The 1,634-nt window shown below is 71.3% G+C and carries 1 protein-coding gene; it reads right to left on the reverse strand.

Annotated features, from left to right (window positions below):
• The coding region (locus ACIWVC_RS26510) for a UvrB domain 3-containing protein (RefSeq protein ID WP_396454722.1) at positions 1-1,634 on the reverse strand (1,634 nt) is incomplete at both ends.

The following is a 1,634-nucleotide window of genomic DNA, read 5'->3' on the forward strand; positions in this document are numbered from 1 at the left end:
GTCTTTGCGGCCTCGTCGAACCGCATGCGCAGATCCGGGTCCTCCAGACGTTCGAGGAGACGTTCCTGAGCCTCCAGATCATCGGCGAATGGACCGGTCGCGCCGAGTTCGGCCAAGACTCCTCTCAGCCTCTCCGCATGCTCCTCCAAGCGGGGCAGCTCGTAGCCGAGCAGGTCCTCCCGCATTCCCTCCAGGTCGCTGAGGTCGTACTCGGCGAGCGCTTCATCGAGGTTGTCGGCGAGCGCGACGTAGTCCACGACCAGACCGTGCGGCTTGTTGCGCGCGGGACGGTTCGTCCTCGCGACGGCCTGGAGGAGTTCCGCCGCCCGGATGGGACGGTCAACGTACAGGGCCTGTTCCAGCGGCGCGTCGAACCCGGTGAGCAGCATCCGCTGCACGATCAGGAAGGCGACCGGCGCGTCACCCTGCCGAGGCGTTTCGTCGCCCGCGAACGGGGCGTACTCGTGCGGGCCGGCGGAGAAGGCGCTGTCGAGCCAGTCGGAGGAGAACGTGCTGTCGGAGGCCAGACCGCCGTACTGATCCTCCTCCCACGGGCCGTCCGGAACCTTGTCAGGGCCGGAAGGGGAGGTTTCCAGCGGCGGCGAATCCGACCAGGGGTCGTCGGGGTCTCCCTCGCCGAACACCTGGACGCCGTTCCCCGCGCCCGCACGCTCGCCCTCGACGGGGCGCGGCAGCGGCAGCAGGTAGCGGAGGACGTGCGCGTCCTGGGCCGGGCCGTCGGTCCAGCGGCGGAACTCCGGCGGGTCACCGGCCGCCGCCGAGATGACCGGGATGAAGTCGATCTCCCGGAGGGGGTACAGGTGCCGGGCGGCGGTCCCCAGGAGAGCCGCGTCGTAGCCGTCATACGAGCCCGGACGCTCCAGGTACTTCTCGGTGGCGCGAACCAGCTCGTCCCGGACGCTGAGGAAAGCGTCCCGGTAGCGGACGGCGGCGAGACGGCTCACCGCGACGACCTGGGCCTTGAAGCCGCCCGGCAGCACGTAGCCCACCCAGTGGGCGAGCATGTCCCGCGCCTTCTCCTTGATCAGGTCGGTGGACTCCAGGACGTCCCGCAGCCGCAGCGGCACCTCGCCCGACGCTTCGGCCTGGTAGGCGGCGTCCAGGGCGGCGCGGTCGACCAGCTCCGACGAGATGTGCCGTCCCTCGTAGCGGATCGGGACGGTGGCGCCGTCCTGCTCGGCCTCCCGCAGCGTGTAGCGGTCGATCTCCGAGCCGAAGATCTCGGTGGTGGTGCGGCGGCGGGACCGGACGATGGGCGTGCCCGTCAAGCCGATCTTGACGGCGCGGGGCAGCGCGGTGGAGAGCCGGGCGTGCCACCAGCCGGTGTGCGTCCGGTGCGCCTCGTCGATCAGCAGCAGGATCTCGTCGCTGTCGTTGAGCACGGAGTCGAACAGGCCGCGGAAGCGGTCGTCGAGTTCCCGGCCCCCTGCCGCGCCGCCCCTGGCCTGCTGGATCATCAGCTGGATCACGCCCGGCGTGGTACTGCTGAGGAGGCGGCGCGCCTCGGCGCTGCTCCCGGCCACCCGCGGCGCCTCGCCGCTGAGCCGCAGGACCGGGGTGAGCTGCGCCTTCAGCGCGCGGCGGTCCGACACGACGACGACCTTGAAGGCGCG

This window comes from Actinomadura sp. (assembly GCF_044508335.1).
Classification (GTDB): domain Bacteria; phylum Actinomycetota; class Actinomycetes; order Streptosporangiales; family Streptosporangiaceae; genus Spirillospora.